At 68.7% G+C, this 25,084-nt stretch carries 28 protein-coding genes; 13 read left to right on the top strand and 15 right to left on the bottom strand.

What is annotated here, in order from left to right; all coding sequences use genetic code 11:
- Positions 1–2 precede the first annotated feature (2 nt).
- From ABJK40_RS04520 to ABJK40_RS04480, 9 genes are all read right to left on the bottom strand, one after another.
- On the bottom strand, positions 3–350 hold the full coding sequence (locus ABJK40_RS04520; RefSeq protein WP_348482790.1) for an STAS domain-containing protein: 348 nt from the start codon (positions 348–350) through the stop codon (positions 3–5).
- Positions 347–778 (bottom strand): ATP-binding protein, encoded by a 432-nt coding sequence (locus ABJK40_RS04515; RefSeq protein WP_348482789.1) that lies wholly within the window; start codon positions 776–778, stop codon positions 347–349. The genes ABJK40_RS04520 and ABJK40_RS04515 overlap by 4 nt, the downstream gene beginning before the upstream one ends.
- Positions 778–1,452, bottom strand: a complete 675-nt coding sequence (locus ABJK40_RS04510; protein WP_348510170.1) for a sigma-70 family RNA polymerase sigma factor — start codon at positions 1,450–1,452, stop codon at positions 778–780. Before ABJK40_RS04510 ends, ABJK40_RS04515 begins: the two co-directional genes overlap by 1 nt.
- Positions 1,453–1,460: 8 nt before the next feature.
- Positions 1,461–1,820: a hypothetical protein gene (locus ABJK40_RS04505; RefSeq protein ID WP_348481878.1), complete on the bottom strand. Its 360-nt coding sequence runs from the start codon at positions 1,818–1,820 to the stop codon at positions 1,461–1,463.
- Complete coding sequence (locus ABJK40_RS04500) at positions 1,817–2,914, bottom strand: SpoIIE family protein phosphatase (RefSeq protein WP_348481880.1); 1,098 nt, start codon at positions 2,912–2,914, stop codon at positions 1,817–1,819. The genes ABJK40_RS04505 and ABJK40_RS04500 overlap by 4 nt, the downstream gene beginning before the upstream one ends.
- A gap of 92 nt (positions 2,915–3,006) precedes the next feature.
- Positions 3,007–3,426, bottom strand: a complete 420-nt coding sequence (locus tag ABJK40_RS04495) for an ATP-binding protein (protein WP_348481882.1) — start codon at positions 3,424–3,426, stop codon at positions 3,007–3,009.
- An 89-nt stretch (positions 3,427–3,515) separates the two neighbouring features.
- Entirely contained in the window at positions 3,516–3,848 is a 333-nt protein-coding gene (locus tag ABJK40_RS04490; RefSeq protein ID WP_348481884.1) for an STAS domain-containing protein, read from the bottom strand.
- A 53-nt stretch (positions 3,849–3,901) separates the two neighbouring features.
- Complete coding sequence (locus ABJK40_RS04485) at positions 3,902–5,041, bottom strand: glycosyltransferase (RefSeq protein WP_348510169.1); 1,140 nt, start codon at positions 5,039–5,041, stop codon at positions 3,902–3,904.
- 81 nt (positions 5,042–5,122) lie between these two features.
- Positions 5,123–6,202 (bottom strand): glycosyltransferase, encoded by a 1,080-nt coding sequence (locus ABJK40_RS04480; protein WP_348510168.1) that lies wholly within the window; start codon positions 6,200–6,202, stop codon positions 5,123–5,125.
- A gap of 93 nt (positions 6,203–6,295) precedes the next feature.
- Here ABJK40_RS04480 and ABJK40_RS04475 point away from each other — a divergent pair, with 93 nt between their 5' ends.
- Both ABJK40_RS04475 and ABJK40_RS04470 read left to right on the top strand, forming a co-directional pair.
- The gene (locus ABJK40_RS04475; RefSeq protein ID WP_348479450.1) at positions 6,296–7,183 is read left to right on the top strand and encodes a class I SAM-dependent methyltransferase; all 888 of its coding nucleotides are present in this window, start codon (positions 6,296–6,298) and stop codon (positions 7,181–7,183) included.
- 116 nt (positions 7,184–7,299) lie between these two features.
- The gene (locus tag ABJK40_RS04470; RefSeq protein WP_348479442.1) at positions 7,300–7,875 is read left to right on the top strand and encodes a type 1 glutamine amidotransferase domain-containing protein; all 576 of its coding nucleotides are present in this window, start codon (positions 7,300–7,302) and stop codon (positions 7,873–7,875) included.
- 84 nt (positions 7,876–7,959) lie between these two features.
- Here the strand turns inward: ABJK40_RS04470 and ABJK40_RS04465 are convergent, their stop codons facing one another.
- Positions 7,960–8,685 carry a hypothetical protein gene (locus ABJK40_RS04465; RefSeq protein ID WP_348479441.1) on the bottom strand — a complete coding sequence of 242 codons (726 nt, stop codon included), beginning with the start codon at positions 8,683–8,685 and terminating at the stop codon, positions 7,960–7,962.
- On the opposite strand from ABJK40_RS04465, the gene ABJK40_RS04460 reads away from it, so the two are divergent.
- The 4 genes from ABJK40_RS04460 (at position 8,686) to ABJK40_RS04445 (ending at position 11,867) form a co-directional block, all read left to right on the top strand.
- Complete coding sequence (locus tag ABJK40_RS04460) at positions 8,686–9,564, top strand: glycosyltransferase (RefSeq protein WP_348479440.1); 879 nt, start codon at positions 8,686–8,688, stop codon at positions 9,562–9,564.
- An 82-nt stretch (positions 9,565–9,646) separates the two neighbouring features.
- Positions 9,647–10,357 carry a PIG-L family deacetylase gene (locus ABJK40_RS04455; protein ID WP_348479439.1) on the top strand — a complete coding sequence of 237 codons (711 nt, stop codon included), beginning with the start codon at positions 9,647–9,649 and terminating at the stop codon, positions 10,355–10,357.
- Positions 10,354–11,301: a hypothetical protein gene (locus tag ABJK40_RS04450; protein WP_348479438.1), complete on the top strand. Its 948-nt coding sequence runs from the start codon at positions 10,354–10,356 to the stop codon at positions 11,299–11,301. Before ABJK40_RS04455 ends, ABJK40_RS04450 begins: the two co-directional genes overlap by 4 nt.
- A complete protein-coding gene (locus ABJK40_RS04445) occupies positions 11,298–11,867 on the top strand; it encodes an SAM-dependent methyltransferase (protein ID WP_348479437.1) in 570 nt (189 codons plus the stop codon). Before ABJK40_RS04450 ends, ABJK40_RS04445 begins: the two co-directional genes overlap by 4 nt.
- Here the strand turns inward: ABJK40_RS04445 and ABJK40_RS04440 are convergent.
- Complete coding sequence (locus ABJK40_RS04440; RefSeq protein ID WP_348479436.1) at positions 11,823–12,665, bottom strand: glycosyltransferase; 843 nt, start codon at positions 12,663–12,665, stop codon at positions 11,823–11,825. The two genes, ABJK40_RS04445 and ABJK40_RS04440, sit on opposite strands and share 45 nt — an antisense overlap.
- Complete coding sequence (locus ABJK40_RS04435; RefSeq protein ID WP_348479435.1) at positions 12,655–12,864, bottom strand: hypothetical protein; 210 nt, start codon at positions 12,862–12,864, stop codon at positions 12,655–12,657. The genes ABJK40_RS04440 and ABJK40_RS04435 overlap by 11 nt, the downstream gene beginning before the upstream one ends.
- Positions 12,865–13,102: 238 nt before the next feature.
- Here ABJK40_RS04435 and ABJK40_RS04430 point away from each other — a divergent pair, with 238 nt between their 5' ends.
- Positions 13,103–15,181 carry a catalase gene (locus ABJK40_RS04430; protein WP_348479449.1) on the top strand — a complete coding sequence of 693 codons (2,079 nt, stop codon included), beginning with the start codon at positions 13,103–13,105 and terminating at the stop codon, positions 15,179–15,181.
- A 194-nt stretch (positions 15,182–15,375) separates the two neighbouring features.
- Here ABJK40_RS04430 and ABJK40_RS04425 read toward each other — a convergent pair whose 3' ends face one another.
- Positions 15,376–15,735 carry a VOC family protein gene (locus ABJK40_RS04425; protein WP_348479434.1) on the bottom strand — a complete coding sequence of 120 codons (360 nt, stop codon included), beginning with the start codon at positions 15,733–15,735 and terminating at the stop codon, positions 15,376–15,378.
- 134 nt (positions 15,736–15,869) lie between these two features.
- Between ABJK40_RS04425 and ABJK40_RS04420 the strand changes: the two genes are divergently transcribed.
- The 4 genes from ABJK40_RS04420 (at position 15,870) to ABJK40_RS04405 (ending at position 21,964) form a co-directional block, all read left to right on the top strand.
- Positions 15,870–17,153 carry a thiamine pyrophosphate-dependent dehydrogenase E1 component subunit alpha gene (locus ABJK40_RS04420; RefSeq protein ID WP_348479433.1) on the top strand — a complete coding sequence of 428 codons (1,284 nt, stop codon included), beginning with the start codon at positions 15,870–15,872 and terminating at the stop codon, positions 17,151–17,153.
- Between the two features lie 10 nt (positions 17,154–17,163).
- On the top strand, positions 17,164–18,174 hold the full coding sequence (locus ABJK40_RS04415; RefSeq protein ID WP_348479448.1) for an alpha-ketoacid dehydrogenase subunit beta: 1,011 nt from the start codon (positions 17,164–17,166) through the stop codon (positions 18,172–18,174).
- Positions 18,171–19,448: a dihydrolipoamide acetyltransferase family protein gene (locus ABJK40_RS04410; protein WP_348479432.1), complete on the top strand. Its 1,278-nt coding sequence runs from the start codon at positions 18,171–18,173 to the stop codon at positions 19,446–19,448. Before ABJK40_RS04415 ends, ABJK40_RS04410 begins: the two co-directional genes overlap by 4 nt.
- 68 nt (positions 19,449–19,516) lie before the next feature.
- Complete coding sequence (locus ABJK40_RS04405; protein ID WP_348479431.1) at positions 19,517–21,964, top strand: esterase-like activity of phytase family protein; 2,448 nt, start codon at positions 19,517–19,519, stop codon at positions 21,962–21,964.
- A 61-nt stretch (positions 21,965–22,025) separates the two neighbouring features.
- On the opposite strand, the gene ABJK40_RS04400 is transcribed toward ABJK40_RS04405, so the two are convergent.
- The gene (locus ABJK40_RS04400; RefSeq protein ID WP_348479430.1) at positions 22,026–23,357 is read right to left on the bottom strand and encodes a DUF2254 domain-containing protein; all 1,332 of its coding nucleotides are present in this window, start codon (positions 23,355–23,357) and stop codon (positions 22,026–22,028) included.
- Positions 23,358–23,493: 136 nt separating this feature from the next.
- Here ABJK40_RS04400 and ABJK40_RS04395 point away from each other — a divergent pair, with 136 nt between their 5' ends.
- The gene (locus tag ABJK40_RS04395; RefSeq protein ID WP_348479429.1) at positions 23,494–23,997 is read left to right on the top strand and encodes a DoxX family protein; all 504 of its coding nucleotides are present in this window, start codon (positions 23,494–23,496) and stop codon (positions 23,995–23,997) included.
- Positions 23,998–24,118: 121 nt separating this feature from the next.
- Positions 24,119–24,373 carry a hypothetical protein gene (locus ABJK40_RS04390; RefSeq protein ID WP_348479428.1) on the top strand — a complete coding sequence of 85 codons (255 nt, stop codon included), beginning with the start codon at positions 24,119–24,121 and terminating at the stop codon, positions 24,371–24,373.
- Positions 24,374–24,391: 18 nt separating this feature from the next.
- On the opposite strand, the gene ABJK40_RS04385 is transcribed toward ABJK40_RS04390, so the two are convergent.
- Positions 24,392–24,907: a DUF1990 domain-containing protein gene (locus tag ABJK40_RS04385; RefSeq protein ID WP_348479427.1), complete on the bottom strand. Its 516-nt coding sequence runs from the start codon at positions 24,905–24,907 to the stop codon at positions 24,392–24,394.
- Between the last annotated feature and the right edge of the window lie 177 nt (positions 24,908–25,084).

Below are 25,084 nucleotides of genomic sequence, written 5' to 3'. Positions count from 1 at the left end.
GGTCAGCGCTGATCCGGCGTGCGGACGTTCAGGTGGTCGTCGAGGCCCCCGACCTTCATGACGGTGATCTGGAACGGTCGCTCCACGACGACCTGGAGCGAGCAACCGTGACGCTCGAGCGTCCGTCGGAGCCGGATCAGACTGCCCAGTGCCGCTGAGTCGATGATCGTCGTCTGCGTGAGGTCGACGGTCACCGAGACCAGAGCCGCCGGCAACGTGCGAGCGGTTTCGTCGAACCGGACGACCTGGAGTCGGTCGAACTCGCCCACGACGTGGATCTCGGCGACCGGGGAGCCGATGTCACCGCTCGTCGACACGGAGAGTCGGAGGGGTTCGCCCGCCGCGCTCACCGAATGATCCCGAAGCCGGCGAGTGGCAGCGACACGATCGTCCCGGAGGGTGACGACTCGAAGGCGATGTCGTCGACGAAGGCCCGTGCCAGGGCGAGCCCCCGCCCGCGCTCCACAGAACCGTCGGGCGCCGACGTCACCAATGATTCGTCGGACATGCCTGCACCGGAATCGTTGACCCGGACGAGATCGTGCGGCGTCTGTTCGATCTCGACGACGATCGGACGGTCGGACGCGAGGCGAACGTGTTCGTCGACGGCATTGGTCATGATCTCCGTGAATGCGATGAGGAACGAGCTCTCGGCGTCCGGATCGCGGAAGGTGACGACGCGACGGAGAACCGCCCGCCCGACGGCGATCGACACCGCCGTTGCCCGGAGCTCGAGCCGAACGCTCGCCATCGGACCTGCGTCCACCGTTTCGTTCATCACTGGACCTCTCGGAGTTGTTCGCGGAGTGTGGCTTCGGCACGCGCGAGGCGGCGGTGCACCTGGGGCTGCGAGATCCCGATCAGCCGACCGATCTCGGACTGCGTGAGACCGTCGACGTGGCGCAGTTCGATCAGGCGACGGACGTCGTCGTCGACGGCGTCCAGCGCCGCCCGGAGCATGGCGGTGTCGACCAGGTCGCCGAAGCCGGCGACGTCGATCTCGCTCTGCTCGACCGAGGTGGCGAACCGTGCCTGCTTCGTCAGGAGAGCTTCCGCGACCCGCTCCCGATCGAAGCCGGTGTGCTCGGCGATCTCACCGATGGTCGGCGAGCGACCGAAGCGACCGGTCAGTCGGTCGACGGCGGAGGCGACCGTGATGGAGTCCTCCTGGAGTGCTCGCGGGACTCGAACGCTCCACCCCGTGGACCGCAGGTGCTTCTTGAGTTCTCCGATGATGGTGACCGAAGCGAAACGCACGAACACGCCGCGATCGGGGTCGAACCGTTGACAGGCGAGGAACAGGCCGATGTGGGCGACCTGCCGCAGATCGTCGTCGAGTCCCGAACCGAAGCTGTACCGGCGCGCGAGGCGGTCGGCCAGGCTGACGTGATCGTGGAATCGCTGCTCGGAGGCGGCGTCGGCGAACCCGCCCGTCGGAGGTCTCGCGGTCATCGTCGCAATCACCCCAACGGACCGGTGAGCGACAACCCGGACGACTCCGTGAGCGCGGCCACGTCGAAGAACGCCGACACGACATCAGCCGCGTCACCCAGCACCACCGAGGGCGACTCCGGAGGGACGAGGAGATGGACCTCGACGTGCAGACGTCCGGCGGAGACGTCGAGATCGACCTTGGTGATGCCGAGACCCGCCGCGGCGACGAGCGCCTCGCCCAGCGGGAACTCCAGCGCTTCGAGCAGTTCGACGGTCACGTCGTCATGGGCGCACAGTTGCTCGACGGCGGCCACGACGACCCGCTCGATCATCGAGGCGGGACACGCCTCGAACGCGCAGGACGCTGCAGGTCGGGCCTCGATCACGAGGGGGACCCCGCACCGCTGCGACGGCGAATCACGACGGCGGTCAGGTCGTCGTCGACTCGCGCCCCGTCGAGGAACGAGATCACTTGTCCCAGAACACCGTGACCCGTCTCGAGTGGTGCGCTCGACCAACACGATCGCAACGCCTCGTTGATGCGCTCGGCACCGAAGGCCTCTCCATCGTTGGCCTGTCCGGCAGGGCCGTCGGAGAACATCGCGAACCCGTCGCCCGGTCCGAGTGCACACGCAGCCTGTGTGCGGTAGGCCGTCGTCGGCTCCACACCGAGTGGGAGGTCGACGGCGAGATCGAGTTGCTCCACCCGTCCGCCGATGACGGTGCGGATCGGCTCGTGCCCGGCATTGACGACGTCGACGGATCCGTCGGGAGCGATCCGACATGCGGCACCGGTCACGAACCGGTTGCCTCCGTAGTGTTCGAACAGTACCGAGTTCGCCGCCTGCATCTGTTCGCCGAGGGAACCGCCTTCACGTCGGACGTTGCGCACCGCAGCGAGCACGATGGTGCTGCTGACGGTCGCTTCCATTCCATGGCCCATGCCGTCGAACGAGTACGCCCACACCGCTCCGTTGACCATCGCGAAGTCGAACACGTCTCCGGCGATCTCGTAGGCGGGTTCGAGGACCCCGGCGACTTCGACGTCGCCGAACGCGTCCGCTCGGATGGGGAGGGCGTCCCACTGCAACTCGGCTGCCACCGACATCCCACGGCGGCGTCGACGTCGCTCGAGATCCTCGAAACGGCGCCGATGACCATCGAGGAGCGCGCCGAGCACCGCTCGATCACCATCGACGGGCACGACGGGCCCCTCCACGGTGACGACGAAGACGGCTTCGTGGCGTTCGGGCAGCGGAATCCAACTCCGCCGACCGTCGAAGTGTGGACGACCTGCGAGCATCGCCCGGCGCAGCTCCCCCTCCAGATCGACCCCGTCGACGTCGAGACCGACGTCCTTCATCGTGTTGAACTCGTGGTCGATCGCGTAGAGAGCAGCACCGGGTCCGAAGGCGTCGAGAACCTCGTCGACCACCTCGTCCAAGCTGAGCGCTTGGGCGATCGGTCCGAGGTCGAGCATGCGCGAGGACCGTATCGGATCGCTCTCACTCGTCGCCATGACCACATGTACCCCGCAGGCGTCGTCCTCATTCGTCGGGACGATGGAGAGTCTCAGATCGGTTCGGGGAAGGGGAGTGTGCACGTCATGCCGGTGGCGGTCCGTGTCCAGGTGAGACCGGGGCAGAAGGTCCGGGCGATGTGGAGCCCACGACCGCTCGTCACACTCGGATCGGGCAGGCCTCGGTGTTGCTCGGGATCGAACCCGCCTCCGAAATCGCTGACCTCCACCGATCGCCGGTCCGCGTCCACGGCCACCACCACCGGACGAGTCGCTCCGGCGCGGACCCCGGCCGCCTCGGCATTCGTGGCGATCTCGGTCACCGCGGTGAGGAACGCAGACGAGGCATCAGCATCGATGTCGACGCCGATGACGTCGCGGATCGCCTCGCGGACGAGTGCGAGCCATCCGTCGGACTCGCCTTCGATCCGCAGGATCGGCGACCCCTGTCGCTCGTGCACCACCTCGTCCATCGATCGTCCCACTCAGATCGCCCGCGCGGCCTCGATCGTGGCCGTCGGCACGGGTGTGTGGTCCCTGGAGGCGGGCTCCGGCCGGTTCGTCATGGCGCTTGGATCAGGTCGATGTAGTCGTCGAGCCCGGTGGTCGCGAACAGCGTGCGTTGGTGGGCCGGGCCGATCGTGACGTCGAAGCGACATCCCGCCGCTCGGGCGGCACGGTGCAACTCGATCAGGACGCCGAGGGCCGCGGAATCGATCACGGATGCAGCCACGACGTCGACGCTCACGTGCTCGCAGGCGTCGACGAGGCCGATCCCGATGTCCCGGAGTTCTCCCGTCGAGGATCGATCGAGGTCGCCGTCGACGACCAACCTGGCCGCATTCCGCCCGCGCTCCACCTCGATGGAGAGGTGGTGGGTGGAGCGGCCCGACATAGGGCTCACGGTGCCCCGCAACGTGTCGTTCAAACCGAACGGGTCGACCTGGGTCAGGCAGTGGCACGTGACTCCGCGAGAGCGGCGTCGTCCGAACGGCCGTGCCGTCGTGCCGCCTGCTCGTAGACGGCCTCGTATCCGTCGACCATCGCGAGGCTGGACAGGTGGCGGCGGGAGAACTCGGTACACGTCGACGGATCGATCGCGGCCGCTCGACGAACGGCGTCCGCCAGGGAGTGGGTGTCTCCGGGGCGTGCGAGTGCTCCGACGTCCGGCCGGACGAACTCGGCCAGGCCCCCTCGATCGAAGGCGGCGACGGGCGTGCCGCTCGCCAACATCTCGGCGGCCACCAGGCAGAACGGTTCGTCCCACATGGGCGACACCACGCCGACGCGCGCCGACCGGAAGACCCTCGAGAGGTCGGCTGCACCGAGCGAACCGAGCCACACGGCGTCGGCTCCCAATTCGGGCCGCACGAGACGATCGAAGTACCGGTGGTCGCCGATCGGGCCGGCGAGGCGGATCGGGAGCCCCGCGAGGCGGGCTGCTCGGATCGCGAGGTGAGGAGCCTTCTCCTCCACGATCCGTCCGGCCCAGACGGCTCCGGCGCGCGGCCCGGGCGACCGATCGAGCCACGTGTCGAGGTCGATCCCGTTGCCGATGACGTCGGTGGCGACACCGTCCCACAGCGACGCGAGTGCCTTCGACACGGCGATCACATGCCGGCCCCGAGAACGCTCTCGGAGACGTCGGTGCGCCGCTCGGAGCTTCGGGAAGGGAGGGCAGTGCAGGACGTGGACGAAGGAACCGTCGCCCGGGTCCCCGTCGACGACCGCGGGGTGCAGCGAATTGTTGTGGACGACGTCGATGTCGGGGCACCGTCGCAATCCGTCGACGAGCGTGCGGTACCGATCGCTCTCGTGACGGCAGAAGCCGGCCGGATGTGACGTGTCGCGCCGCCCGGTGAACAGGTGATCGAACGTGCGCGCCACGATCGGCGTGACCCCGACGGGCAGACCATGGATGTCGCCCTCCGGTCCGGCGAACACCCTGAGGTGGTGCCCCCGTTCGTGCAGGATCCCGACGAGCCCGGCGGTGTGGGCCTCGAGCCCTCCGGCGTACGGTTCGCCGATTCCGAACCTGGAGGGTCCGACGATGGCGACTCGGAACCCGGACGTCGTTGTGTCGATCACACCCCCTGGTACCCGCAGCGACGTCGACGATTCGGCGAATGTTCGTCGGGGCGCCTGCGTACAGGTCGACGACCCGGCGAGTCACCGGGACGCGACGTGTGCGAACGACTCCCGGATCACTCCAGCAGCCGACGCAGCGCCTCCGGATCCGGCCATCTGCGCGAGTGTGCCGCGTCGGTGACGAGCGACGTCGATCGCACGCCCCCAGTCGGTGTCGCCGTCCACCGTCACCACGGCCGCGGCGTGCGCCGTGTCGAGACTCTCGGCGTGGCGGACCTGTTCGTCGAACGGGCGTTGCTGCGGGACGACCACGAGAGCGCATCGGGCGAACGCGGCGTCGGCGACGACGTTGTTCCCTGCGCTCGCGACCACGGTCGGAGAGCTGCGCAACAACGACGCGACGTCGGCCACCCAGCCGCAGTCCACGATCCCCAGGGAGGCGAATCGGGATCCCTCACGTCCGGCGAACCAGACCCGACCGGGCCCGGCGGCTCGGACGATGCCAGCGGCATCGTCCGGCGACAGCTGCCCGCCGCCGGTTCCCCACAGGACGACGACGTCGTCGGGACCCGGGTTCGAGGACGGGGCGGGGGGCGGAGTCGTCGGACCGTGGGGTCCACCACCGATGAAGCCCGCGTACTCGGTCTTCCGTGTGACCCATGCAGGGGTGTCCCGGTGCTCCAGTTCCGACGGGAACGGTGCGAGCAGACGCCGAGCACTCCTGTAGGCCATCAGATGGGGGCCGTCGGTCCGCACGCCGTGCTGGCGGACGACGACGGTCGCCACCCCGAACAGACGGCACAGCAGCGCAGCCTCCACCGACACGTCGATCACCACGCCGCGTGGACGGGCATCGTCGAGCCAGTCGCCGAAGATCCGGCTCCGGCGCGCCGACCCGTGGTCGCCGACGGGAGCCCAGTGCAGCGCGCCGTCGGCGCTCTCGTCGGTTCCGTGCGACACGACGTCGGGCGGAAGGCGGAGGCCGCCCGGCAAGGTGAGCTCCGAGATCGGAACGAACCGGTCTCCGCTCGCTTCGACGATCTTGCGGTACCGGGCGACGTGGCCCGCGCCGTGGTGGTGGACGTAGTAGCCGATCGCGCCGGCCCCGTCGAGGTCGGTCCGGTCGTCGGTCCGCGCTTGCTGGAGTCCGTCGTCGAGCACGCAGGACAGGTACCCGGTTGGGAGGGGGTGATTCACCGCACGGTCGACCCGGCGCGAATCGGATCGGCGCGACGCGGGTACGGATCGGCCGTGATGCGAGTGAACGGCGGTGACCCGACCACGTCGATGCTCCCGACCCACACGCCGACGAGCGGTGTTCGGCGCGACCGACCGCACCGGAGCGCGGCGACGACCAGGACTGCGACCGCCGACGTGGCGACGTGGCGAGCCGACATCATCCAGGAGTTCCGTCTCCGTGGAGCCGAACGATGCGCCGCGGCATCGCCGATGCCCGGATTCCCCCAGATCCTCGACTCCATCCTGGGTGTCCTGGCCTCGGCGCCCGAGGGTCCGTGGATCGACGCCAGTGCCGATCTGGGAGGGACCGCGAGTTGGATCGAGCGGACGATGCGACGTCAGGTCGAACTCTTCGACAGCTCACCGCCCCGCCTCCGCTCCGCCCGACGCCTGTTCCCCCACCTGGCGGTGGCGTGCGCGCATGCGTCCCGGCTGCCCGTCCGCAATGGTGGGGTCTCGGTGGTGATCGTCGGCAACCTCGTCTCGCTGTTCGACGAGGTGGATCCGATGCTCCACGAGGCGCATCGGATCCTCTCCGACGGAGGACTCGTCGCCGTGACCGATCTCTGGGCCGTCGACGCGGCGACCCGGCGCGTCGGTCCCAGGACCTTCCACTCCCTCGAGGGCTTCCGGGAGCGCGCCGAGCGGCACTCGCTCGACGTCGTCCACGTCGCTGTCGCCGATCTCTCCACGGGATGGTGGTCGTCGGCCGCAGCGCAGGTCGACGAGGAGATCCGGCTGCGCTTCGGGCACCGACCGGGCTTCCCCGACTGGGCGCGGGACCAGGACCGGCTGGCCGGCGCGCTCGACGAGGACCTCCTGGTCGCCGCCGGGCTGGTCCTCGTGCGTCGCGACGACTCGCAGCCCGCGGGCGACCGCCGGGTCTCGAATCCGCACCGATGACGTGAATGGACTCTGCCGTGACGGGTACACCGATGTGACCGCGCAGGAGTACCGGTGCAGCGCCACGACCGCAGCATCGGTGCGGCGCGGCGACGACCATCCACGAAGGAGACGACATGTCCGAAGCAGAACCGACGTCCGACGACCTGACCGGCAAGAGGGTTGCGTTCCTCGTGGCCCGGGAGGGAATCGAGCAGGCCGAACTGACCGACCCGTGGGACGTCGTGACGGCGGCCGGCGCGACGCCCACGCTCGTGTCGACCGAGGTCGGCGACGTCCAGGCATTCGACCATCTGACGGCTGCCGACACGTTCGAGGCGACCCTTGCGGCGTCCGGTGCGAGCGTCGACGACTTCGACGCACTCGTCCTGCCGGGTGGCGTGGCGAACCCCGACCAGCTGCGCACGGATGCCGATGCGGTCGGACTGGTCGGCGCGTTCTTCGCCGCCGGAAAGCCGGTGGCGGCGATCTGCCATGCGCCGTGGACCTTGATCGAGGCCGGCGTGACCGAGGGGCGAACGCTGACGAGTTGGCCCAGCCTGCGCACCGACATCGAGAACTCCGGCGGCACCTGGGTCGACGAGCAGGTCGCGGTGTGCACCTCCGGACCGAACACCCTCATCACCAGCCGCAACCCCGACGACCTCGAGGCGTTCGGTGCCGAGATCGTGCGAACCCTCGGTCGAACGTGACCCGAACCGCCTCGGGCACCCGATGAACCACGGCCGTCGAGGGCAGGGTGGGGCGCCGTGGTGTGCGATGGGCCGACCCGGGCGTCAAGGAATGAGACAGCGCTCGAAGACCGGGCGCTCGCGCTCCGTCGGAGCCGTCGGCGCAGTGCGCCGCAACTCGGGAGCGACACCGGGTGCGGAGATCGGTCGTCCGAGGAACTCCGACAACGCGCCGAGGACCGACCGGTCCCGCAACGTCGAATCGGCGACGTACGCCACCCCGTCGTCGGCCCACCGGTCGATCGATGCATACGTCGCCGACCACATCTCCCACACCGCGACCTCGCTCAGCTCCCAGCCTGCGAACTGCTCGGGGTCGCGCCGGGCCATGGCGACCAGACTCTGGTGGACCTCGGCCACCGGTCGGACCATCACGACGACCCGGTGTTCGCTCAGCACCGGCCTCCACGCCGGGTACGTGTGGCTGAACCGGGGATCCTTGAGGACGTACGGGGCCGGCGGGATCCTGCGGGCGAGCGTCTCGGGGGCCGGCGACGGCGTTGCGGTCGCCTCGAAGGCCCCCAGCCACCACAGCGAGCGCGGTGGTCGCGCCGCTCCCGGTACGACGTCGGCCGCGGCCAGCAACCCGTCGTTGATCCGGTTCACCTCGATGTCCTCGAAGAATCCGAGCGGGTTCGCCTCGGATCCGGCGATCAGGTCGTTCCCCAGGCCGAAGCCTGCGTCGGCGAGCGCCTGCGCCATCATCGACGTCCCGCTCCGGGGCGCTCCGCACACGATCACGCCATCGATCTCCGAGTCGGGTGAACGCACGTGTTGAGCGTGGTGACTCTCGTGCGGAATCGCAACCGGATGCTGCGCGACTTCCTGCGGGGATGGTCGTCGCAGGATCTGGAGGAACTCGAGGTCGTGGTGGTCCGGGCCGGTGGGTACGAGGACCCGACCGAAGCCACCGTCGACGGACCGACCCCGACGGTGCGACACGTCACGTTGCCGACGGGCCTCGACAGCGAGGCGATCGCGTACTCACACGCCCGCAACGCCGGCGCCGCGGCCGCTCGGGGAGATCGGCTGGTCTTCTGCGACGCCGACACCATGCCGGCACCGGGGTGTGCTCGACGTCTGCACGACGCGCTCGGTGACCACGATGCGTTGATCACCGGCGATGTCCGATACCTGCCGCCGGACGTCGATCTGTCACGTCCGGTGGAGTCGCTCGTCGCACTCGCACGACCGAACCCCGGGCGGCCCACGCCGCCCGCGGCGCCCGGAGAGGTGGACCTGACGTGGCGTCACGAACTGGTGTGGGGGCTGTGCATGGGGCTTCGTACGACGACGTTCCGCGACCTCGGAGGCTTCGATGAATCGTTCTGCGGTTACGCCGGCGAGGACACCGATCTCGCGACGGCGGTGAGGTCCAGTGGTCGGCCGGCCGGCGCCGTGGGTGGCGCCGTCGTGCTGCACCAGCATCACGACTCGTTCGAACCGCCGCTGCACCAACTCCGGGCGACCGTGGCCAACGCGCAGCGCTACCGCGACAAGTGGGGGGCCTGGCCGATGGAGGGGTGGCTGACGCGGTTCGCATCGGCGGGGCTGGTGGAGTGGCGCAACGACGTGGTCGAGGTCCTGAGAGACCCGACGCCCGACGAGGTCGAGGCGCACCGGTGCCGAGTCGCAGCCCCCTTCCGCTGACAGTCGGAGCGCCCGGTCGTCGGCTCACTGGCCGATGTCGGTGCGGTGCGATCAAACGACGGGTTCGAGGGTACGCAGAGTCATGAAGTCTTCGCTGGATCGTTGGACGGACGTGCGCGAATCCGCGACGCTCGTCACCCCGAACGTCGGCCGATACCTCGTCGTCGCTCCTCATCCCGACGACGAGGTGCTCACCGTCGGAGGTCTGCTCGCTCGCCTCGTACGCGCTGGATCCGATGTGGAGGTCCTCGCGGTGACGGACGGAGGGAACGCGTATCCGAAGGACTACGAGCACGACGCCCTGGCCCGCGTGCGTCGCGCCGAGCAGACGGACGCGCTCGGTCGCCTCGGCATCCGGCCGGATCGTGTGACGTGGCTGGGCATCCGCGACGGATCCGTCGCCGATCACGAGATCGAACTCTCCGAACGAATCAGCTGCGAGAGCGACCCGGGTACGACCATCGTCGCCCCGTGGGTCCACGACGTCCACCCCGATCACGAAGCAGTCGGCCGGGCGGCGGCGCGTGCCGCTCGGCTCGTGGGTTGCTCGCTCTGGTCGTCGTTGTTCTGGGCCTGGCATCACGCCGAGCCCCGGGATCTCGGAGGCGTCGACCTCGTGCGCGTCGGCGTCGACGGTCGATCTCGACACGCGAAGCAGGCAGCCCTCGCATGTCACGCCTCCCAACTCGAACCACCCGTCGGTGCACCGATCCTGGACGACTGGACGCTCGAGCCGTCGCAGTGGGACTCGGAGTACTTCATCGTCAATCGACCCGAGGTGCCGGGTCGATGACCTCGCCGACCCATCGAACCGTTCGCTCGCTCCTCGACTCCGGTGCGCTCGACCTGGCGGACCCCGGCGGCGGAGCGACCTCGTCGCGCCTCGCGGAACTGAGCGGGATCGCTCGGCGCGATTCCGTCAGCGTCGCCCGACTGGTCGAGGCGCACACCGACGCCGTGGCCATCCTGCACGAAGCGGGGCGTGCTCTCGAACCCGGTGCCGTCTACGGGGTCTGGGCGTCGCAGACGGCGACGGCGGGAGTCGTTCTGGACCGAACCGGGTCGACGATCGGAGGGTCGATGGGATTCGCATCGGGGCTGGGAATCGTCGATCGTGCGCTCGTCACGACCCGGACGGGTGATGGCACCGTGCTCGTCGACGTCGACGTCCGTCACGGTCGTGGCGTCAGCGTCGTGGGTGACGGCGCCGGCTGGGCGTCTCCGGCCATGGTCGAGACCGCAACGGGCTCCGTCGAGTTCGTCGACCACCCGGTCGCGCCGTCCGACGTGCTCTGCGACCCCGGCTGGTACCTGCGTCGGCCCGGCTTCTGGCACGGTGCCTGTGGACCTGCCGCATGCTGGGCGGGTGCCGCGCAGGGACTCGTCGACGTCGCGTCGCGGCTGGTCGACGACGACCCGCACCGGCGAGCCCACCACGGGGCGCTCGTCGCGCACGACTGGACACTCGCGTCGCTGCTGGATGCGGCGGGGCGCCAGATCGACGCCGAACCCGACGACGTCGGCGTCGGTGAACGGGTGGCACGTTCGCTTCGTTTCGAGGTGTCGGGGATCTGTCGGGACGTGATGGACCGCTTCGGTCGCGCGTTCGGACCACGTCCCTACGTCGAGGACTCCGACGCGGCCCAACGAGTGGTGGACCTCGATCTCTACGTCAAACAGCACCACGCCGAGCGCGAACTGGGTCACATCTCGAATCTCGGCGGGGCGACCCGATGAGCGACGACGACATGGACCACGAGTACTTCGAGTCGATGTATCGCAACCGACCCGATCCGTGGGATTTCGACACGAGCTTCTACGAGCGACGCAAGTTCGACCTGACCCTCGCCTCCCTGACACGGCCCCGCTACCGATCGGCCTTCGAGCCCGGGTGCTCGAACGGTGCTCTCACGATCCGTCTCGCCGAGCGGACCGACCATCTCACCTCGTGCGACATCGTCGATTCGGTCGTCGACCGGGCGCGCGAGCGGGTGCGTCATCTCGACCACGTCCGAGTGCTCGGTGCGAGCTTCCCGGAGTTCTGGCCCGACCGCGAGTCGGATCTGGTCGTGTGGTCGGAGATCGCGTACTACCTCGCCGAGGCGTCGTTGGCGTCGGCGCTGCACCGACTCGACGAGCACCTGTCCACCGACGGAGAACTGGTGGTCGTCAACTACACCGGCGACACGAACTACCCGCGCACGGCCGACGAGGTCGATGCCCAGATCGAGTCGTACGGATCCTTCGCCCGGCGCGCATCACTCCGAGACGAGTCGTTCCGTCTCGACGTGTGGCGTCGCTGAGCGCGTGGACTCCATGAGGCCCGACGTCGAGCGGAAGCGCGCGAGCGCGGTCGCGAAGCCACCCTCGACGCGCCCGTCGGGTCGGTCGCTGGTACGAACGACGATCGACTGATCCGAGCAGAGCCGCACCGATTCGATCGACGTCAGACGTCGCCACAGGTCGATGTCCTCGGCACGTCGCAAGTGGCCGAACCCGCCGGCCGCGAGGAGCACGTCGAGGCGGACGCAGAGGTTGGCGGCGTGGACGTGCGCATGCGTCCCGTCGACCCGGAAGCTGGACTCGTACTCGCTGCGCCATGCGTCGAGTCCGAGGTCGCTCCCCGCATCCGGCGTCAGGTCGACGATCCCGGCGACACCGTCGAGGCCGCTGTCGAGCGCCTGCACGTGCCGCACGATCCAGTCGTGCGGGACCACGGTGTCGGCGTCGGTCGACAGGACGGCCGTGCGGGACGGAGCGACGGATCGCCGCATGGTGCCGACGAGTTCGTCGAGTCCCGCCTGGCGTGCCGACGACGCGCGACGAACGGTGGCTGGGACGACGTGCCACTCGACAGGGCCACCGACCTCCACGTGCGACCTGACGACCTCGTCCGTGGCGTCCTCACACGTGTCCAGCACCACGATCGCGCTGACCGAGACCCTCACCTCCCGGTGCGCTGCCGCCCGTTCGATCGAATCCAGCGTGAGCCCGATGCGCTCCACCTCGTCGTGTGCGGGAACGACGACGACGGCATGGACGATCGAGTCGTGGACGATCGAGTTCGGTCGATCGTGCGGCTCCGCCCGGTCACGTCGCAACGTCGCCGCCCGGCCGCCGCTCGGATCCAGGGTTCTCGTCGGCCCGCTCGCTTCGTCCCGTCACACCCGGTTCGGCAGTGGCGGGCTGCTCGTGTGGGTCTGCGGTGTCGGGGTCGGCGGGAGGTGCATCGGCGGTCGGTCTCAGGAGCACGATCGCGATCAATGCGATCACACCGACGACGACCAGGAAGATCCACATGTGTTTCGACTACCCGGTGATCGGCCGAGCGATTCGTCGGCTCCGAAGCGACCTCACGGGCCGTCGGCCATGGAGCAACCGAACTCTCGCCGACGAATAGTCACCGAGTCGTGCGGGTACCGCCCCGTGACCAGAGCAAGCAACACCGAGGAGACACGACGTGGCCAACAAGAAGTCCGCAGCCAGAACGCCAGCAACCAGGAAGCAAGCAGCCGAGAAGCCCGCCGCTCGGGGGACCGTGGAGGGGGCCGCGACGTCGGGAGGCGAGACGCATCAGACCGTGAGCGATTCGGGTGACGGCACCGCGCTCACGACCCAGCAGGGCGTCCCGATCGCCGACGACCAGAACTGGCTGACGGCCGGGCCGCGCAGTCCGCAACTCCTCGAGGACCACATCGCCCGCGAGAAGATCTTCCACTTCGACCACGAGCGCATCCCCGAGCGGGTCGTGCATGCTCGCGGCTACGGCGCCAAGGGCGTTTTCGAGAGTTACGCCGCCGCGGCCGAACTGACGCAGGCGAAACTGTTCAGCGAGGCCGGCAAGCAGACCGAGGTGTTCGTCCGCTTCTCCACGGTGGCCGGCAACAAGGGGTCCGCCGACCTGGCGCGCGACGTACGCGGGTTCGCGGTCAAGTTCTACACCGAGGCGGGCAACTGGGACCTCGTGGGGAACAACATCCCGGTCTTCTTCATCCAGGACGCGATGAAGTTCCCGGACCTCATCCACGCCGCCAAGCCCGAACCGCACACCGGCTTCCCGCAGGCGCAGACCGCGCACGACAACTTCTGGGACTTCGTGTCGCTGATGCCCGAGTCGACCCACATGTTGATGTGGATCATGTCGGACCGCACCATCCCACGATCGTTCCGGTTCATGGAGGGCTTCGGAGTCCACACGTTCCGTCTGATCGACACAGCCGGCGACTCGAAGTACGTCAAGTTCCACTGGAAGCCACTGGCCGGGGTGCAGTCGGTCGTGTGGAACGAAGCCGTCAAGCTCAACGGCGCCGACCCGGACTTCCACCGACGCGACCTGTACGACGCGATCGACTCGGGAGACTTCCCGCAGTGGGAACTCGGGGTCCAGGTGTTCGACGACGAGTTCGCCGACCGTTTCGAGTTCGACGTCCTCGACGCCACGAAGATCATCCCCGAGGAGCAGATCCCGGTCACGCCGATCGGCAAGATGACCCTCGACGCGAACGTCGACAACTTCTTCGCCGAGACCGAACAGGTCGCCTTCTGCACGTCCAACGTCGTCCCCGGCATCGACTTCACCAACGATCCGCTCCTCCAGGGCCGCAACTTCTCGTACCTCGACACCCAGTTGAAGCGCCTGGGCGGGCCGAACTTCACGCACATCCCGGTCAATGCACCGCGCTGTCCGGTGATGAACTTCCAGCAGGACGGGCACATGGCCACGGTTCCCCCGGCATTCGGACGGGCGAACTACGAGCCGAACTCCTGGGGTGACCAGGGCGGTCCTCGGGAGGATCCCGACGGCGGCTTCCGGTCGTTCCCGGCGAGTGCAGACGGCGACAAGCGACGCACGCGACCCGAGTCGTTCGCCGACCACTACAGCCAGGCCAAGCAGTTCTACGACTCCCAGACCGCCACCGAGCAGACCCACATCGGCGACGCCTTCGTGTTCGAACTGTCCAAGGTGGATCGCCTCGACATCCAGCAGCGGATGGTCGCCGGGTTGCGCAACGTCGACGACGATCTCGCACGCACCGTCGCCGACGGCCTCGGAATCGACCTGCCCGACGCACTGGGCGCCGCTCGGCCCACCCGGACCGACCTCGAGCCCTCCCCGGCGCTGTCCATCATCGCCGAGCCGCTGCAGTCGTTCGCCGGTCGCAAGATCGGCGTGCTCGTCGCCGACGGCTCCGACGCCAAGGTGCTCGGCCACCTCCGAGCGGCGGCGAAGAAGGAGGGCACGAAACTCGCGTTCGTCGCACCACGCGTGCACGGCGTGACCGACAGCGACGGCAACGAGATCGACGTCGACGAGAAGGTCGACGGAGGACCGTCGGTGCTGTTCGACGCCGTCGCGGTGGTCCTGACCGAGGCCGCCGCGGCAACGCTGTCACGGGATGCAACGGCGAAGGACTTCGTGAGCGATGCGCACGCACACGCCAAGTTCGTCGCCCACACCGCCGACGCCGTTGCACTGTTCGACGCCGCCGGCGTCACGTCCGACGACCGCGACGACGGGTACCACGCACTCGCATCGAAGCGATCGGCGGCGGAGTTCGTGGAGGCCTGTCGCAGCGTGCGCTTCTGGGACAGGGAGGCGTCCGTCGATCAGACGTGATCGAGGGGTCGACAAGCCTCGGCTCGGTCGGTTCCGAGGTCCGCCTCTGCCGTTCGCCCCGACCGATGCGACCGCGAATTTCATCGTGGCGCGACGAATGACGACCTTCCGGATCCGGTACCAGACCGGCACGGTTGCCGGTGCGCACGTCGCACCGGCGACCGGCCACCCGTCGACGAGTCGTGGATGGGGCCTCAGCTCCGACACAGGCAGAACGGGTGCCCGGCCGGGTCGAGGAACACGCGGAAGTCCGTTCCGGGTTGCTCGGGGTGCTTCGACGCTCCGAGAGCGATCGTCTGCTGCTCGGCGGTTTCGAGGTCCTCCACCATCACGTCGATGTGCATCTGCTGGGGGTGGCTCTGCCCGGGCCACACGGGCGCGTGGTAGTCGTCGACCTGCTGGAAGCAGATGCACTGGAGCCCGTCGGCGGAGCGGATCTCGGCCCAGGACTCGTCGTCCTGGATCGACCACTCGAGCAACGTTCCGTAGAACCGGGCGAGCACACCCGGGTCGGGGCAGTCGATGACGAAACTCGGGAACTTCGCGATGGCCATCGTCGGACCGTAGTGCGGCTCGACGCTCGTGGAAATGGTGGACGCGAAAGCTGCCGGTCGTCGGACGTGGCACCATGGGGGAATGGGCATCGACGAGGATCGCTGCGCTGTGCGGCGCGAAGGGAACGAGGCTGATGTCTGAGGCAGTGCACGATCCGGGTGACGCGGAGCCGCCGACGCCGGTGCTCGAACTCCGCATCCCCGAACCGGCGCGCGGCGACAAACCCGCCGACCGGGTCCGCTACATCAGTGCCGCCGGCGAGATGGCCAAACCGGCCTTAGACGAGAAGGTCGAGCGGGTCGCGCTGATGCGCAAACAGCTCGTGCGGGTGCTCGACGATCACGGTCGAGCGGTTGGCGACTGGGTGCCGGACCTGACCTTCCAGGACAAGGTCGAAGGTCTGCGCAACATGATGCTCACCCGCAGCTTCGATGCCCGCCTGCTGCGGGCACACCGACAGGGCAAGACCTCGTTCTACATGCAGTGCCTCGGCGAGGAGGCGATCGCATGCGCTCAGCAGCACGCGCTGCGCTCGGGGGACATGCACTTCCCGACCTACCGCCAGCAGGGTCTGCTGATCTCCGCCGGCTACCCGCTCGTCACGATGATCGACCAGGTGCTGTCCAACGAGGCCGACCCGTTGCGCGGTCGTCAGCTCCCCATCATGTACTCGTCCAAGGAGTACGGGTTCTTCTCGATCTCGGGCAACCTGGCCACCCAGTACATCCAGGCGGTGGGCTGGGCCATGGCGTCGGCGCTGCGGGGTGGGAGCGAGATCGCCTCGGCGTGGATCGGCGAGGGCGCATCGGCGGAGTCCGACTTCCACGCAGCCCTCGTGTTCGCCTCGACGTACCAGGCGCCCGTGATCCTCAACATCGTCAACAACCACTGGGCGATCTCCACACCGGAGGACTTCGCACGTGGTGCGTCGGCGACGTTTGCCGACCGTGGGTACGGGTTCAGCATCCCGTCGATCCGAGTCGACGGAAACGACTATCTCGCGGCGTACGCGGCATCGCAGTGGGCGGCAGAGCGCGCCCGTTCGAATCTCGGCCCGACGCTGATCGAGTGGGTGACCCTGCGGCGTGGAGCACACTCCACGTCGGACGACCCGTCCGTCTACCGCCCGGCCGACGAAGCCGAACGCTTCCCCCTCGGCGACCCGGTCGAGCGGCTCCATCAGCACCTCGCCGCGCTGGACGACGGGACGGGAACGTGGGACGACCGATGCCGACAGTCCATGCAGGCAGAGATCGACGCCGAGGTCGAGGCGGCGTTCGCGGAGGCGTCGTCGCACGGCTCGGTGAAGGACGGTCACACCGGCAGGGCCGAGACGATGTTCGACGACGTGTTCGTCGAGATGCCGAGGCACCTGCGCGAGCAACGCGATCAGGTCGCGAAGCTGGAAGGACGTTGACATGGTCACCATGATCGATGCGATCCGTGATGCTCACGAGATCGCGATGGAGCGCGACGACCGGGTGGTGGTGTTCGGCGAGGACGTCGGGTACTTCGGCGGTGTGTTCCGGTGCACGCAGGGCCTGCAGGAACGGTTCGGGAAGGGGCGGTGCTTCGACTCGCCGATCAACGAGGCGGGCATCGTCGGTGCTGCCGTCGGCATGGCGGCCTACGGGTTGCGGCCGTGCGTCGAGATCCAGTTCGCCGACTACGTGTACCCGGCGTACGACCAGATCGTGTCCGAGGCCGCCCGGCTCCGGCATCGGTCGGCGGGCGACTTCACGGCGCCGCTCGTCGTTCGGATGCCGACCGGTGGCGGCATCTTCGGCGGCCAGACCCACTCCCAGAGCCCCGAGGCGCTGTTCACCCACGTCGCCGGCCTGAAGACCGTCGTGGTCTCGAACCCGTACGACGCGAAGGGCCTCCTGATCGCGGCCATCGAGGACGACGATCCCGTGATCTTCCTCGAACCCAAGCGGTTGTACAACGGCCCGTTCGACGGCCATCACGACCGTCCGATCGTCCCCTGGTCGAAACACCCGCTCGGCGAGGTGCCCGAGGGTCACTACACGATCGACATCGGAACGGCCCGGATCCATCGGGAAGGAGCCGATCTCACCGTCCTCGCGTACGGCACCCTGGTCCACGTCGCACAGGCGGCCGCGGAGGAGCGGGGAATCGATGCCGAGATCATCGACCTGCGCACCCTCGTTCCGCTCGACGTGGACGCGATCGTCGAGTCCGTGTCCAAGACCGGTCGGTGCCTCGTCGTCCACGAGGCGACGATGACCTCCGGGTTCGGGGCGGAGCTGTGTGCGCAGGTCCAGCAGCGTTGCTTCTACCAACTCGAGGCTCCGGTGGCGCGGGTGTGCGGCTGGGACACGCCGTACCCGCACGCTCACGAATGGTCGTACTTCCCCGGGCCCGATCGGGTCGGGGCGGCGATGGTGGACGTGGTGCGGGGGACGGTGTCGACATGAGCCGTTTCGAGATGAAGCTGCCCGACGTCGGTGAAGGCGTGGCCGAGGCCGAGCTGGTCTCGTGGATGGTCGAGGTCGGCGACGAGGTGACGCCGGAGTCCTCGGTCGCCGAGTTGCTCACCGACAAGTCGAACGTCGAGATCTCGTCGCCGGTGGCAGGCACGGTCGTCGAGTTGCACGGAGAACCCGGCGACGTCCTCGCCGTCGGCAGCAACCTGATCGTCATCGACACCGGCGGAGACTCCGATCCGACCCCCGACGAATCGGAGGCCTCGGACGCAGCGGGCGACGCGGACGCCTCGGACGCAGCGGGTGACCCGACGGAGGCCGGCGAACGCCGACCCGACGCCCCCGCCACCGCCACCGTCGCAGACGTCGACGTCGATCGCCCTGCGTCCGGCCGACCCGGCGGTGCGTTGGCATCGCCGGCCGTTCGCGGTCGGGCTGCAGCACTCGGCATCGAGATGTCCGCCGTCGCAGGATCGGGACCCGACGGTCGAGTGGAGCACGCCGACCTCGACCGGATCCTGACCACGAACGTGTCGTCCGGTACGTCGCGACGTCCCTCGGCCGGGACGCGGGTCGAGGCCGTGCGCGGCGTGCGGCGCCGCATCGCTGAACGTCTCAGCGCCGCGTGGTCGGAGATTCCGCACATCACCTACGTCGAAGCGATCGACGCCACCGAGGTCGAGCGGCTGCGCGCCCAGCTCAACGCGCAGGCGTCCGACGGTGCGTCCCGCCTCACGCTGCTCCCGTTCCTGGCTCGTGCAATCGTCGTCGCCGCCGCGGAACAGCCGAGTCTCAACGCCCACTTCGACGGGCGGGAGGAGCAGCTCACGATCTTCGACGCGGTACACATCGGCATCGCCACGCAGACCGACGACGGTCTGCGCGTGCCCGTGGTCCGTCACGCCGAGGCGCGAGGTCTCCGCGACCTCGCCGAGGAGGTCGCACGGGTGGCGTCGGCCGCTCGCGACGGTGGAGCGACCCGAGACGAACTGACGGGGTCGACGATCACGATCACGTCACTCGGTGCCCTCGGCGGACTCGCGACCACGCCGATCATCAACCCGCCCGAGGTGTCGATCATCGGCGTCAACAAAATGGAGATGCGGCCCGTCTGGACGAACGGCACGTTCGAGCCACGTCAGATGTTCAACCTGTCGTCGAGTTTCGACCACCGCATCGTCGACGGATGGGACGCAGCGGTCTTCGTCCAACGCATCAAGGCTCTGCTCGAGACACCGGCGCTGCTGTTCATCGACGAGGTCTGAGTCCGGCCGGTCACATCGCACGGCCGTTTCGGGCTCGCGGTGGTGGACCGGGCCACTAGTCTCGGAACGTGGGAGGTTTCGACGGCGCTCCGACGATCAAGGGGATCGAAGGACTCCGCCTCATCGGCCGGGGCGGTTTCGCCCTCGTGTATCGAGGGCACCAACCCGCGTTTCGCCGTGATGTCGCCGTCAAGGTGCTGCAGAACAGCGAGCTCCGGGACGAGGACCGGCGCCGGTTCGAACGTGAGTGTCAGGCGATGGGGGCGCTGTCGGACCATCCGGCCATCGTGACCCTGTTCGATGCAGGCGTCACCGACGACGACCAGCTCTACCTGGTGATGGCGTTCGTCCCCGGCGGAACGCTGCACGATCAGATCGTCGGCTCCGGTCCGATGGCCTGGCCGACGATGCTCCAACTCGGCGTGCGGCTGTGTGGGGCGCTCGAGGCCGCGCACCGCGCAGCGGTGTTGCACCGTGACATCAAGCCGGCCAACGTGCTGCAGTCCCCCTACGGTGCGCAGCTGAGCGACTTCGGCATCGCCCGACTCGCAGGTGGGCACGAGACCCGGAGCGGCGTGATCACCGCATCCATCGCGCATGCGCCGCCCGAGGTGCTCGACGGAGATCCCCCCACCGTCCGAGCCGACGTCTACTCGCTCGCGTCGACGCTCTTCACGGCCCTGCGGGGCCAGGCGGCCTTCGCGCGTGACTCGGACAGCTCGGTACTGCCGCAGATCCACCGGATCCTGACCGAATCTCCGCCCGACCTGCGACCGAGTGGGGTGCCCGACGAGGTCGCCGTCATCCTCGAGCAGGCGATGTCGAAATCGCCCGACCAGCGTCCGGCGTCGGCTGCTGCGTTCGGAGCCGCGATGCAGGCGATCCAGGCGAGCCTCGGCGTCGGCGTCAGCGAACTGGTCGTGGCGGCGGAACGGGCGACCGACACTCCGAGCGAGCCACCGACCGCGGCCGCCGTCACGTTCCCTGCGTCCGACAGCGACGCGAAGCCGTTCGAGCCCGTTGCACCGTGGTCCGATGGCGTCGTCCCTCCACCCTCCGCTCCCGAGCCGGTGCAACCCGAATCGGGCCCGACTCCGGATCAGTGGTGGTCGCCCGTCGACGACCGGACCGAGCTCGCGTCGCGCCCAGGTCCCCAGCCGCCAGCGCCTCGACCACCGGCACCCCAGCCGCCAGCACCGCAGCCACCAGGACCGCCGGTGTCCGTCGCCGACGTTCCCGCGGCGTCCGATCGGTCGTCGGGTCGCTCACGCAAGGGTCTCGTGTCGGTCGGGATCGCAGCGTTCGTTGTCGTGGCGGTCGGTGTCGGCGTCGTCGCGACCCGGGGCGGCGACGAACGCCCGCAGGAAGCCGTCGACGACACGCGGCCCGGTACCGACGTCGACACGCTCCCCGGCACGGGCGCCGACACGGTCGCATCCGGATTCACGGTCGAGCCGACGGTGGTCACGACCGAGCCGGCGGTGGTCACGACCACTCCGGGCCCCCCGATCATCGACGAACTGGAGTCCCTGGGCTCGGTGGCATTCGCCGCCGACACCGAGGTCGACGATCTGGTGTTCTCGGGAATCAGCGCCCTCTCGGCCGGCGGCCAGGACGGCCGGTACTTCGGGTTCAGGACGAATCCACGGGCCGGGGCGGACCTTCCCGACTCGATGTTCGCACCCGTGGTGTTCGAACTCGACGTGGACATCGCCGACGGTGCACTCGAACCGGGTGACGTCTCGATCGTCGGCACCCGTGAGGTCACCGGACCCGACGGCGAACCGTACGGCCCCGAACTCGACGTCGAAGGTCTGACGCAGCTCGACGACGGCTCGTTCGTGTTGGTGTCCGAACACGAGCCCGGACAGCCGAGCGAGATGTTCGTGGACCATCTGGGTTCGGACTGGACGTTCATCGACCGCTTCGCGCTCCCCGACTGGTACCGCTCCACCGGAGACGAGAACGTGGGTTTCAAGGCCGCCGCGGCCTGGCCGGGGCGACCCGGTCTGGTGATCGTGGCCACCGAGATCCCGGTGCCCTCGGACCGGGTTGCCGGAGATCGCGGAGGCGTCAAGGTCGCGCGTCTGCTCGCATTCGACGTCGAGAGCGGCGAGGCCGTTGCGGAGTGGGGGTATCCCCTCGAAGCCCTCGACGACGACGTGCTGCCCGAGCAGACCGACCTCGAGAACGTTCTCGTGGAGCTCATCGCCGTGGACGACAGCAGCCTTCTGGTGATCGAGCGTTCCTCGTCGACCGGCACGCCGCGCCTCGCCTACTACCAGGTCGATCTCGATGACGGGGTGGCTCCCTTAGTCGCCACCCCTCCACTGCTCGAGAAGCGACTCGTGCTCGACGCCCGCACGGGTGGTGGAGCCGGCGACGTGAACCTGCAGAACGTCGCCGTCGGCCCGGACCTGGCCGACGGGCGATCGACGTTGATCACCATGACCGACAACGGATTCCGAGACCAGTCGACGCTGGTCCAGGCGCTCGCGCTCGGCACCCGGCAATAGGGTCCACTTCCAGGTGACCGAATCGCTGGGACCGTGACGACGTCGTCGCGGAGTCGTCCACTCACAGCCCGTTGCGGAACACCGTGGTCGGAGCGACGCCTCGGTCGAACCAGTTCAGGATCTCCTGCAAGATCTCGTCGACCGCCATGCGGTCGACCTGGTGTTCCACACCGGCCTGTGCGGTGGCGCCGCACTCCACGACGAGGCGCCGCAGCGTGAGGTGGTGGCGTTCGTCGGCGGCCGAGGCGACGTCACGGAGCATCGCCATCATCCGGTGCATCACGGCCGGCTCACGAGCACCGTAGCGACGGAGTTGATCGCAGGCGAGCGAGGCGAATTCGCCGTACGTCGCGACCGGCAGGATCAGGACGGCTGCTGCATCGTCGTTGCTCCAGACGTGATCGCCGAGCGGCAGACGCCCCAGCCGGACGAGGATGGAGCCCAGGTGATCGACGGCCTGCATGGCGGTGTACGGGTCGTTGACCGCAGGAGACATCGCCTTGATCGACATGTCGACGAGTTGGCGGAGGCCGAGCCCCACGTCGTGGCGTTCGGTTCGTTCGAAGCCGATCCCGACGTTCGCCACGACCCGGCGTGCGACGGCGTTCGACGACGGCGGGGGCGTGGACGTGCGGGAGGGCTCGATCCACCACCAGGCCAGCGGTGCGCCCTCGGTGACCGGCTGGCCGAGTTGGGGTACGAGCCGCAGCGTGATGCCGTGCTCGGCGGCCACGTGGAGGAGGGCCGCGGTGTCGACTTGTTGGACGTATCCGGAGCGCGTGGCGAGGACCGCGGTGCTCGTTGCGGGCACGGGGGTGGTCGCGTCGTGAGCCGGGCGGCCGGTGGCGAGCCAACGCTCCAGCCGATCGACTGCGTCACGCGCCTCGTCGGTCGCGGTGTGCATCATCGACTCGACCCGAAGTGACTGGCTCACGTGACCGAAGAACCACGCGATCACGACGACCACGGCGAAGACCAGAGCGACGGAGACCGTGACCGCGAGGTCGGCGGTCGTGTCATCGGCCTCGATGATCAGCGTCGTCAGGAATCCGCTCGTGCCGACGAACAGTGCGAGGACGGCCTGCGTCGTGCGATCGCGGAGGAAGTTGCGCAGCAGTCGCGGGGAGAACTGGGTGGATGCCGTCTGCAGCGTCACGATCGTCAACGACGACAAGATGCTCTCGGCAGCGACGATCGCTCCGAGCAACGTCACCAGGATCGGACGGACCTCGTCGGGCTCGGGAGACGCGAGGAGCCGACCGACGAGGGTTCCCTCCGACGAGCCGACTCGTGCGAGCGCCCACGCAGCGATGGCCGATCCGATTCCGGTGAGGACCGGCCAGAACCACAGGCTCTCGCGGATGCGCTCGTTCCACGCCTGCAATCGCAACATGAGTCCACGGTCTATCCGTTCGGCGGCGGCCCGGCAGTGATGCGGGCGTGCAGGAGAGCAGGATGACGGGAGGGGTCGGGTCTGGTGCCCGTGGCGGACACTTCGAAGGCAGGGCCTCGGCGCTACTCTCGCTCGGGTGACCGACGAGGCGAACCTTGCACTGCTGCTGGTACGGGTGGTGGTCGGTGTGTCGATGGCGGCTCACGGTTGGAACAAGGCCACGAGTCTCGAGGGCACCGCCGGCTGGTTCGACTCCATCGGGATGCGTCCGGGGAGGATTCACGCCCGACTGGCGGCCGGTGGCGAGATCCTGGCCGGGCTGTTCCTCGCCGTCGGTCTCCTGACGTCGTTCGCGTCGCTGGGATTCGTGGGGCTCATGACCGTGGCGTGGTACACGTCGCATCGTTCGGCCGGTTTCTTCATCATCAAGGCCGGTTGGGAGTACGTGATGGTCCTCGCCGTCATCGCGATCACGATCGCGATGCTCGGACCCGGTGAATGGTCCCTCGACAGTGCGATCGGGATCGCAGCCGACCTCGACGGCTACGTCGGCCTCGCCATCTCCGCCGGAGGTGGCACGTTGGCGGCCGCCGCGTTGCTCGCTCTGTGCTTCCGGCCCCCGCCGGCGTCGACGAACTGACCGTCGTCGCCCCCATCCGGCCCGGCCGGAGAACCGCACTCTCGTGTCCCGAGGCGCCGATCGAGACACCACGTCTCGACTTCCATGCATCGAAGCCGCCCCGGGCGGGTACTGGGTCGCCATGAGCAACGACAACACCGTCGCAGACCCCCACGAACCCGAGAAGGGCACCGACAGTCGTGTCGAGGACTGGCACGGGCAGTCGGTCGATCGTGACACCGAGTTGGCCGAGGAACTCGTCGAGGAGCTCGGCGAGGAACGTGCCGAGGAGGTGTTCGACGAGAGGGCCGACGGACGAGCGACACAGGAAGCGCGCCACGGCGACCACATCGATCCCGAACAAGGCGAGTCGGCATACAGGAGCCAGCCCGACTGACTCTGCGGGTCGCGGTCGTCAGGAGTCGTGACTCGGGTCGGATCCCTCGAGGATCTCGGTGTCGACGTCGATCGGTCCGCTCCGTCGTCCGCCGCTCTCGTGGATGGCTCGGTCGCAGGTGTGGACCCACATGGCTGTCTGCGCCTCCCGACCGATTCCCGCAGCGAGGTGCAGGTGTTCGAACAACGGGTCTCCTGCTCGCGCCCATGACCTGATCTGGAACACGTCGACCCGACCGGAGCGGTCATCGGTCGCTGCGAAGCGGATGTGACCCGCCTCCATGTGCCCGTCGAGGGTGATCAGGGTGATCGACGTGTCGTCGACGGCGTCGACGCGAACCGGTCCGTTCCACGGTCCCGGAATCTCCACCACGTACTCGCCACCGGGTCCCATGTTCCGGGCAGGCTCGCCGTCGGGGGTGTGGAAGCCGGCGATGTGTCGGGGCGAGAGGGAGTTCGGGTCGCGCCGGAGCTGCGAGATCAGCTGCTCGGCGGACAGTTGCGCCCCCTCGATGCGCGCGGTGAAGGTCCGCATGACCACCGGGCCGGTCCCGTCGTCGCGCCTCTGGACCGCGGACCCGTCGGTCGTCGGGTCGAGCGGTGGAGGCGATTCGCTGAGCTGGTCGGTTCTCGTCTCGGTGCGATGCAGGTATCGCTGTCGCCACGCGTGTTGGGCTGCGAACAATGGTGCGCCGTAGGCGATCCGAGTGGC

The organism is Ilumatobacter sp., assembly GCF_039969435.1.
Lineage (GTDB): Bacteria > Actinomycetota > Acidimicrobiia > Acidimicrobiales > Ilumatobacteraceae > Ilumatobacter_A.
The sequence above is the reverse complement of the archived record's forward strand: the minus strand, read 5'-3'. Positions and strand labels throughout refer to the sequence as shown.

Bases quoted from the DNA above. Each gene is read 5' to 3' on its own strand.
- ABJK40_RS04415 (WP_348479448.1), top strand. From the start codon at position 17,164: ATGATCGATGCGATCCGTGATGCTCACGAGATCGCGATGGAGCGCGAC.
- ABJK40_RS04435 (WP_348479435.1), bottom strand. From the start codon at position 12,864: ATGTGGATCTTCCTGGTCGTCGTCGGTGTGATCGCATTGATCGCGATC.
- ABJK40_RS04450 (WP_348479438.1), top strand. From the start codon at position 10,354: ATGACCTCGCCGACCCATCGAACCGTTCGCTCGCTCCTCGACTCCGGT.
- ABJK40_RS04425 (WP_348479434.1), bottom strand. From the start codon at position 15,735: ATGGCCATCGCGAAGTTCCCGAGTTTCGTCATCGACTGCCCCGACCCG.
- ABJK40_RS04500 (WP_348481880.1), bottom strand. From the start codon at position 2,914: ATGCTCGACCTCGGACCGATCGCCCAAGCGCTCAGCTTGGACGAGGTG.
- ABJK40_RS04420 (WP_348479433.1), top strand. From the start codon at position 15,870: ATGTCTGAGGCAGTGCACGATCCGGGTGACGCGGAGCCGCCGACGCCG.
- ABJK40_RS04445 (WP_348479437.1), top strand. From the start codon at position 11,298: ATGAGCGACGACGACATGGACCACGAGTACTTCGAGTCGATGTATCGC.
- ABJK40_RS04495 (WP_348481882.1), bottom strand. From the start codon at position 3,426: ATGGACGAGGTGGTGCACGAGCGACAGGGGTCGCCGATCCTGCGGATC.
- ABJK40_RS04390 (WP_348479428.1), top strand. From the start codon at position 24,119: ATGAGCAACGACAACACCGTCGCAGACCCCCACGAACCCGAGAAGGGC.
- ABJK40_RS04490 (WP_348481884.1), bottom strand. From the start codon at position 3,848: ATGTCGGGCCGCTCCACCCACCACCTCTCCATCGAGGTGGAGCGCGGG.
- ABJK40_RS04475 (WP_348479450.1), top strand. From the start codon at position 6,296: ATGCGAGTGAACGGCGGTGACCCGACCACGTCGATGCTCCCGACCCAC.
- ABJK40_RS04470 (WP_348479442.1), top strand. From the start codon at position 7,300: ATGTCCGAAGCAGAACCGACGTCCGACGACCTGACCGGCAAGAGGGTT.
- ABJK40_RS04385 (WP_348479427.1), bottom strand. From the start codon at position 24,907: ATGCGGACCTTCACCGCGCGCATCGAGGGGGCGCAACTGTCCGCCGAG.
- ABJK40_RS04510 (WP_348510170.1), bottom strand. From the start codon at position 1,452: ATGACCGCGAGACCTCCGACGGGCGGGTTCGCCGACGCCGCCTCCGAG.
- ABJK40_RS04515 (WP_348482789.1), bottom strand. From the start codon at position 778: ATGAACGAAACGGTGGACGCAGGTCCGATGGCGAGCGTTCGGCTCGAG.
- ABJK40_RS04455 (WP_348479439.1), top strand. From the start codon at position 9,647: ATGAAGTCTTCGCTGGATCGTTGGACGGACGTGCGCGAATCCGCGACG.
- ABJK40_RS04410 (WP_348479432.1), top strand. From the start codon at position 18,171: ATGAGCCGTTTCGAGATGAAGCTGCCCGACGTCGGTGAAGGCGTGGCC.
- ABJK40_RS04400 (WP_348479430.1), bottom strand. From the start codon at position 23,357: ATGTTGCGATTGCAGGCGTGGAACGAGCGCATCCGCGAGAGCCTGTGG.